General features: G+C 45.4%; 6 protein-coding genes. 4 read left to right on the top strand and 2 right to left on the bottom strand.

Annotated features, from left to right (window positions below; genetic code table 11):
- Positions 1–567: 567 nt before the first annotated feature.
- Both remA and gmk read left to right on the top strand, forming a co-directional pair.
- A complete protein-coding gene (gene remA / locus QUA62_RS04650) occupies positions 568–834 on the top strand; it encodes an extracellular matrix/biofilm regulator RemA (RefSeq protein WP_190659785.1) in 267 nt (88 codons plus the stop codon).
- Positions 835–912: 78 nt separating this feature from the next.
- Entirely contained in the window at positions 913–1,482 is a 570-nt protein-coding gene (gene gmk, locus QUA62_RS04645) for a guanylate kinase (RefSeq protein ID WP_333402689.1), read from the top strand.
- Here the strand turns inward: gmk and QUA62_RS04640 are convergent.
- A complete protein-coding gene (locus QUA62_RS04640) occupies positions 1,479–2,213 on the bottom strand; it encodes a hypothetical protein (protein WP_333402687.1) in 735 nt (244 codons plus the stop codon). The genes gmk and QUA62_RS04640 overlap by 4 nt on opposite strands.
- A gap of 243 nt (positions 2,214–2,456) precedes the next feature.
- On the opposite strand from QUA62_RS04640, the gene xseA reads away from it, so the two are divergent.
- Together xseA and xseB are read left to right on the top strand one after the other, a co-directional pair.
- A complete protein-coding gene (gene xseA, locus QUA62_RS04635) occupies positions 2,457–3,626 on the top strand; it encodes an exodeoxyribonuclease VII large subunit (protein WP_333402685.1) in 1,170 nt (389 codons plus the stop codon).
- Complete coding sequence (xseB, locus tag QUA62_RS04630; protein ID WP_333402683.1) at positions 3,623–3,850, top strand: exodeoxyribonuclease VII small subunit; 228 nt, start codon at positions 3,623–3,625, stop codon at positions 3,848–3,850. Before xseA ends, xseB begins: the two co-directional genes overlap by 4 nt.
- Positions 3,851–4,072: 222 nt before the next feature.
- On the opposite strand, the gene QUA62_RS04625 is transcribed toward xseB, so the two are convergent.
- A complete protein-coding gene (locus QUA62_RS04625) occupies positions 4,073–7,465 on the bottom strand; it encodes a CHAT domain-containing protein (RefSeq protein WP_333402682.1) in 3,393 nt (1,130 codons plus the stop codon).
- Positions 7,466–7,760: the final 295 nt, after the last annotated feature.

Genomic DNA, 7,760 nt, shown 5'->3' with positions numbered 1-7,760 from the left:
CGAAACATCTTCTCTTCATCCCTTGGGCTTGTCTTGGCAACTAGAATAACTGCTCCCCCTACTTATTGAGCCGATACCTTATTTTATTGTAGAACATCATGCAATAAAAATCTGTAGTTTTGCACATCATCCCCAATCTTTTGGTAAAAAATCGGGCAAAAAGTGCGATCGCCAGCAGCTTTTAGTTTAGGTTGGAAAGCTCATCCAAGCAGCATTTGCGAATATTTGTTGTCATTTAACACTAATTATACTTAACTTTCCTCTCCTGAACATTAACTTTATATTTCGCAACATTTCCGGGTTGTTTTCTCGATACAGCTAATGCTTTTATTTGCAACTAAAAATCGACGCTTTTACGGAATCTTTAAGATAGAGCGACAACAGCGAGTATTTTTTAAATTTTTGATAAAGAACGGGCTACTCGGCGTCAAAATGGTAAAAATTTTAGGTAGAAACTAAAAAACTTAGTTGAGATTAATTTGAGGATTCTCATAAAAAATCATTGTATATTATATGATAAAAAGTAAGGATTGATAGTAAATCGTTCACCTACAGATTAAAATTTTCATGGATATTCAATTAATTAATATCGGTTTTGGTAACATTGTGTCTGCTAATCGAGTGATTGCCATTGTCAGTCCCGAGTCAGCGCCAATTAAGCGGATTATTACTGATGCGCGGGAGCGCGGACAACTGGTTGACGCAACTTACGGCCGCCGCACGAGAGCGGTAATTATTACAGATTCGAGTCACGTCATCCTCTCGGCGATTCAGCCGGAAACAGTTGCTAATCGTTTTGTGATCAGCAAAGACGGTCAAAGTCGGGATGATTGAGGTTTGTTAGTTGCAATTTGAGCGCTTACAGTCTAAAGTAAGCGGAAACTTAAATTGTTACACGTTTCTATTCTAAAAATGAAATCCGGTAAGTTAATTGTTTTGACGGGGCCTAGCGGTGTGGGGAAAGGCACCCTAGTACGATCGCTCCTCAATCGCCATCCCGAATTGTATCTTTCGGTATCCGTGACAACTCGATCGCCCCGTGAGGGAGAAATTGAGGGACAGCATTACTATTTTGTCAGCCGCAGCCGTTTTGAACAAATGGTTGAGGCTGGAGAGTTGGCGGAATGGGCTGAGTTTGCCGGTAATTTTTACGGTACTCCTTATTTTGGTCTCAAGCAAGGAATTCGTGAGGGAAAATGGGTAATCCTCGAAATTGAGCTCGAAGGGGCTAGGCAAATTAGGAATAATTTTCCACAGGCGCTGCGAATTTTTATTTTACCTCCTTCTTGGGAAGAATTGGAGCGGCGACTGCGGAGTCGGGGTCAAGATTCCGAAATTGCGATCGCCCGTCGGTTGCTGCGTGCTAAAGAGGAAATTGAAGCGGCGGGGGAATTTGATTCCCAAGTTGTTAATGACGATTTGGAAGTTGCTTTGAAAAAGCTAGAATCAATACTTAATTTGGTTGAGCTTTCAGGTAACTAATGACTAATTACCCATTTCTCCGTCCTGGCTAAAACTTCGCTACTTTGTTTGATAGCAACACAAACTTTTAAATTCAATTCCAGAATATTTAAGGAAGGCGGAAATTTCCGTATCGGTTCGATTTCGCGAGGAGAACAACCCAACATTTCCATATAAGCTAGCGTCCACCCAATAGCTGCAATATCCCCTACATTGCCTTCTCCGGCGCAAAGGTGACAGCCCAATTCGCCCTCCGGCCCACACTCAGGACAAACCCAATTGCCCAGTTGTGAATGAGGCAGATTTGTGCGGGAGGCGGATGCAATTGTTAATGCTTTAATATGATTTTGAACTACTTGTTTAAAACCTCGGTTTTGGTTGCTGCGGTGGTCGGAATTACCGTGCGATCGCCCGATTGCTACTGCTTGCTGTTGTGGCGAAGCAAGAGAGGCTGTTTGGTTGTCCCTGGTTACTCTAGATTCGCCTAGGTTCGCAGTTAGCGGAATACCATAGTCTTTCGACTCCGCAGTCTGAGAGTGGTTGAGTGCGCTGGAGGAATCTGGTTCGGAAGTTGTAAAGGATTGTTCTATGCGATCGGCAAAATCTTGCAGTGAGAGGTGATGTTCGATCGCCAAAGACCAAGTTCTTTTATGTCGGAGGTCGCCATATTTTCGGGCTTCGGCCTCAGTAATACCGATCGCCGCAGCCTCTTGGCGCAGCACATTCATCGAAGTCATTGTATCTGATATCATTAGTTTGTTTGCAGTTAAATTTACGATTGCCCGCTAAGCCTACAAATAAATTACCTTAGATATACTACAATAGTCCGGACTATTTTGAGATCCTACTCGGAAACCCTTGATTTTCCGTTAGCAAGTGGATTCTGCACTCGCCCTGAAACGCTTATTTTACCCTTGGCAATCGCACACTGTCCGAAGCATTGATAGTAGCCTAAATCTAAAATCTAAAATCTAAAATCTAAAATCTAAAATTGGATGACTTCAATTCTTCCCGATACAGCTTTATCTGTTGCCGGACTAACATCATACCTGCAAGAGTTGTTGGAGGGCGATCGCAACCTACAATCAATTTGGCTGACAGGCGAGGTGTCGAACGTTTCGCACCACCCCAGCGGCTGCTTTTTCACTCTGTGCGACACCGACAAAAGCGCTGCTATTCGCTGCGTGGTGTGGAATTCTCAGCGGCAAAAATTGGTGCAAATGCCCGCAAAAGGGGAACAGTTGCTGGTTTTGGGAAGCATCCGGGTTTACAAAAATCGCGGCGAGTACCAGTTGACTGTTGTGCAATCCCTACCGGCTGGGGCAGGATTGCAGGCTTTGCGGTTGCAGCAATTGCGATCGCGCTTGGATGCGGAGGGTTTCTTCGATCCCGCCAGAAAGCGCCCGATTCCCGCACACCCGCAAATTGTGGCCGTGGTGACATCCGATACTGGCGCTGCTTGGGGAGACATTCAGCGCACTCTAGCCCAAAGATATCCGGGTTTGCGGGTGTTGCTGTCGCCGACAGGAGTGCAGGGAGAATTGGCTGCTGCTGCGATTGCTAGGGCGATCGCCCGCGTAGAATTGGACGGTAGGGCTGATGTGATCATTTTAGGGCGCGGCGGCGGTTCTGCGGAAGATTTGGCTTGTTTTAATGATGAGAGAGTTGTCAGGGCGATCGCGAATTGTGCGATTCCAATTATTACAGGTATCGGGCACGAAAGAGATGAATCGCTCGCCGATTTAGTAGCAGATAAACGAGCCCACACTCCCACTGCAGCGGCAGCTCAAGCTATACCAATTTTAGCAGATCTTTACTTTGAACACAAGCAGCGAATGGTCAATTTAGCAAACGCTGTGCGGGCAAGATTTCAGACAGAAGAAGAGCATTTGCAACTGTTACAAAATCGATTAAAACGTTTGCCTGCGACATCCCGAACTTTGCGGCAAGCAACTGGTAAACTGGAGGTATTGCAAGAAAAGTTATCCGCACTGAATCCGGCGGCGGTATTGCAAAGGGGTTATGCGGCGGTAATCCAAAGTGACGGTACGATCGTCCGCACAACTGAGGGTTTGGAATTGGGAGAGGAATTGACTGTGAGGTTGAGTCGGGGCCTGCTGAAAGTTAAGATTGTAGAAGTATTGGATGCGGAAGAAAAGTTATGATTGATTCGCAGTTGCGCCAGTCTGACTGGAATTATGAGGAAACGGTCGATCGAATTGAAGCAATTATCGATCGGGTGGAATCGGGAGAATTGCCTCTAGAAGAGGTTTTTGAGCAGTTTGCGGTGGCTGTCGAGTGTTTGCAGGAGTGCGAAAGCTTTTTGGCGCGGGGGAAGGAACAGATGGATTTGTCGATCGAGCTTTTAGCTGCGGAACCGGAGTTTTAACCGGAGGTAAACTCGGATTAAGGCGGATAAATGTAGGTGAAATAGCAGGTGAAACCGAAAGTCCGACAGGGAATTAATTCCCTGTCTCATAGCGAAAGTCCTCTGAAGAGGACTGTTAAATTCATGAGTCCTCTTTAGAGGACTTGCGCTATGAGGCGGGGATTTCAATCCCCGCCGGAATGTGTGTCAGACGTGTTTGTTAACACCATCAAACACCACAAATCAATGCAAACCCTGAGAAATAAACCCCGACCAATAAATCAAATCATCAAAAGGATTTGACATAGTGTAAAGATTTTTTGCCAAACTTTCATATCCTTTCTTCCGTTCCTGAATCTGATTCTCCTGCTTCACTATTTCCTTCAACTTCTTATCAAACTCCTTAAACTCATCCGTCCCCCTCTTGTATGGTTTATGCCGCAATTTTAACTTTTGTTTTTCCTTTTGAACCACAGCCAATTTTGACTTTAAATCCCCAATAATTCTCTGAAGCAACGGCTCGATTTGCGGTTGATAAAGCCCCTGCAACTCCGCCCCCGAAATCGTCCGCAACCTCACCTGTGCCCGTCGCAAAGCCTCTGGACGACTCAAACCTTCCCGACGATACTGATAGTAAAAAATCGAAAACAGCGAAGTAGCAAAATCATCCACCGCCCACAAAGTGCTGACCACACTCCGAGCTCCCGCACACAAAAACCCCGTTCCCAAACTAAGAAGATTATCGGTAATTTCCGTCCCTCCTAAATTAGTTTCGCAGCAGGACATAAACACATCGGATAACTGCGGCAAGCGCCAACCAGGTGTCATCAATTCCCCTAACGTGATAGTCCCGTCTCCTAAAAACAAGCCTGATTCTAAAGGATTGTCCAAACGCGAGACAGCGTGGTGGCTGGAGTGGATTACATTCACATTTTGGGCGAGGTTTCGATAGGCTGCGACTGTTGCTTCTTGACTTCCTTTTAAGCGCTCAGGTTGGGTCACAATTTCGGCAATTTGTTCGCACTCAAAAGGAGTGAAGTACAAATCATCAGTGGCATTTTCCACAATTCCGTATTTGGGCGATTCGATGGTTTCGTCTTTACTGCAATACTCCAAAATTCTGCAACTGGGAACGTAACGAATCAGGAAATAATCGCTAAGAACCCCCCCCGGTCCCCCCTTAGCAAGGGGGGGTTGGGGGGGTTCTATCGGCAATGCCGCCAGCGGAATTTGATGCAAAAATAGATGCGGAATCACAATCAATTCCTCAATTCCCTCCAAACAATTACCAATCAACTCATCAACTTTCAACCGCTGCGACAACTGAGACAAAAACTCACCCATCCCCTGTTGCCAAATTTTCCGATCCTGCAAATAAGGCGACAACCAACTCTCGCAAATCCACTTCTGAAAATTTCCCCAACCCTCTCCCTGACAAGTGTGAATCTGCGGCGCTTTATCCTTGTAAATCACAAAAACATGAGTGTCATCATCCGTCGTGTAAAAACAGAGAATCGCCGTCTGCGAATTGTCAATGAGTTTCTGCATCGCCGCAAACTGCATCGGATCGACTTGAACTTGTCCAGCTAAAACTGGATCTAAACTGCGAATATTTTCCCAGATTTGCTGTTTCTCCCCTTCCAATTGTTCAATCTTCTCCGTGTAAGCAAATAACTCTGCCCGACTGCGCCACTGACTCCCCACATCGGCTAATTCTTTATTGCCTTCAGAAGGTTTGCGGAGTTGTTCAACTTCTGCGTCAATTTCCCGCTGCTTCGCCTCAAATTCCTGCAAATACTTTTGCACTGCGGGCGGAATTTTGGCGCTAGCATACAAGTCATTGCTGTGCATTAAATCGACTAAGCGCTGAGCCCGGGTTCTGTCGCAGTATTCTATGGCTTTTTCCAGTTGGTTGCTGTTGACGCAAGCTTGAATTGCCTTTTCGTAAACACCTATAGATTCAGCTAAAATCTGCTGGCGGATATCGTCGGAAGTTGCCCCACTTCTGCTTTTTTCTACTGCTTGAATTGCTTTCTCGAATCCTTCCAGGGCGATATCCCAAAAACCAGCAGCGAAAGCGGTATTGCCGAGGTTTCTACCTGATTGCAAGCAGTATAAAGGGAAAGTAGTAGGAGTGCGAATTTCTAATACTAAGCGGAAACAGGCGATCGCCTCTTCTATATTCGCCGCTTTGACTCCTTCTATTCTATCACTATAGGTAAGACCCAAATTGTTTTGAGTCATTGCCCAATATTCGGGATAATTTTCGCGGGTAGCGACTTTTAATGCCTCCCGATAACAAGCGATCGCCTCTTCTATATTCGCCGCCCTGACTCCTTCTCTTCTCTCACTATAGGCAGTCCCCAAATTGTTTTGAGTCCCTGCCCAATCTTCGGGATAAGCCTCGCGGGTACGGACTTTTAAGGCTTCCCGATAACAAGCGATCGCCTCTTCTATATTCGCCGCCCTGACTCCTTCTCTTCTCTCACTATAGGCATTCCCCAAATTGTTTTGAGTCATTGCCCATTTTTCAGGATAATTCTCAGGGGTACGGACTTTTAATGCTTCCCGATAATAGGCGATCGCCTCTTCTATATTCGCCGCCCTGACTCCTTCTATTCTGTCACCATAGGCAGTACCCAAATTGTTTTGAGTCAATGCCCATTGTTCGGGATAATCCTCGCGGGTATAGACTTCTGATGCTTTCCGATAACAGGCGATCGCATCTTCAATATTCTCTGCCCTGACTCCTTCTATTCTGTCACTATAGGCATTCCCCAAATTGTTTTGAGTCATTGCCCATTGTTCGGGATAATCCTCGCGGGTATAGACATCTAAAGCTAGCAGATAACAGGCGATCGCATCTTCAATATTCGCCGCCCTGACTCCTTCTATTCTGTCATTATAGGCAATCCCCAAATTGTTTTGAGTCCCTGCCCAATTTTGGGGATAATCCTCGCACGTATAGACTTCTGATGCTTCCCGATAACAGGCAATCGCCCCTTCAATATTCTCTGCCCTGACTCCTTCTATTCTCTTACTATAGGCAAGCCCCAAATTATTTTGAACCGTTGCCCAGTGTTCGGGATAATCCTCGCGGGTATAGACTTCTGATGCTGCGCTATAACAAGCAATACCTATTTCTAAATTCCATGCCCGCCGCCCCAGAGGAAACTGATTAATTAAGTTGCTAAAAATGACAATAACTTCTGCGAGGGATGCAGCGTCTTCTGATGTAATTTTTGTGAATTCTGATGTAGCCCAAACTTGTAAACCTTGAGCAAATTTTAAATCCAATTTGTCGAAATTTTGCTGTAAAATAGGATATACGACTTGAGGTTCTCCGCCACTGTCTGACGTTGCTTGCAACACCTCTATCAAGAAAGATAAATACTCTTCAGGAGTTGCTGTAATGCTGACATGATTTGCCAAATTTGCCGCTAGATTTTGTAACCAAGCTGCTGCATTTGAGTTTCCCTCTACTGCCATATTAGCCGCTACCGCTTCAATGACTTGCACAAAATTGGCATCAACTAACTCTAGATTGGCGTTGAGAATATTATCCTCTTCACCCCTAGGGCACTCAACCAGGGCTTGAATCAGTTGGAGATAGGCGGCGATGCGTTGTTCGTCCATTAGAGTTTCCCTTTATTCTGTATATATATCTATCGGCAATTTGGGGGATAATTATGCAAATTCCTGAAAAATTCTAGATATTTGTCTTTGGAATGTTGTAGGGGCGGGTTCACCCACCATCAGCGCCAAAAACAAACAAACTCAAAAACCCGCCCCCACCCAACAATAAATCTCATGTACATCCTTCCCATTGTGTAGGGGCGGGTTCACCAACCATAATCGCCAACAACAAACAATCTGGAAAACCCGCCCCCACCCCATGCAAAAAACCCAAAAACGCAATATTTTAATTGTT

This window comes from Microcoleus sp. MON1_C1 (assembly GCF_036701945.1).
Classification (GTDB): Bacteria; Cyanobacteriota; Cyanobacteriia; order Cyanobacteriales; family Microcoleaceae; genus Microcoleus.
Note: the sequence above shows the minus strand (reverse complement) of the source record. Positions and strands in the feature narration are given on the sequence as shown.

Coding starts and splice junctions, on each gene's coding strand:
- xseA (WP_333402685.1), top strand. CDS start 2,457: ATGACTTCAATTCTTCCCGATACAGCTTTATCTGTTGCCGGACTAACA.
- gmk (WP_333402689.1), top strand. CDS start 913: ATGAAATCCGGTAAGTTAATTGTTTTGACGGGGCCTAGCGGTGTGGGG.
- QUA62_RS04640 (WP_333402687.1), bottom strand. CDS start 2,213: ATGATATCAGATACAATGACTTCGATGAATGTGCTGCGCCAAGAGGCT.
- remA (WP_190659785.1), top strand. CDS start 568: ATGGATATTCAATTAATTAATATCGGTTTTGGTAACATTGTGTCTGCT.
- xseB (WP_333402683.1), top strand. CDS start 3,623: ATGATTGATTCGCAGTTGCGCCAGTCTGACTGGAATTATGAGGAAACG.
- QUA62_RS04625 (WP_333402682.1), bottom strand. CDS start 7,465: ATGGACGAACAACGCATCGCCGCCTATCTCCAACTGATTCAAGCCCTG.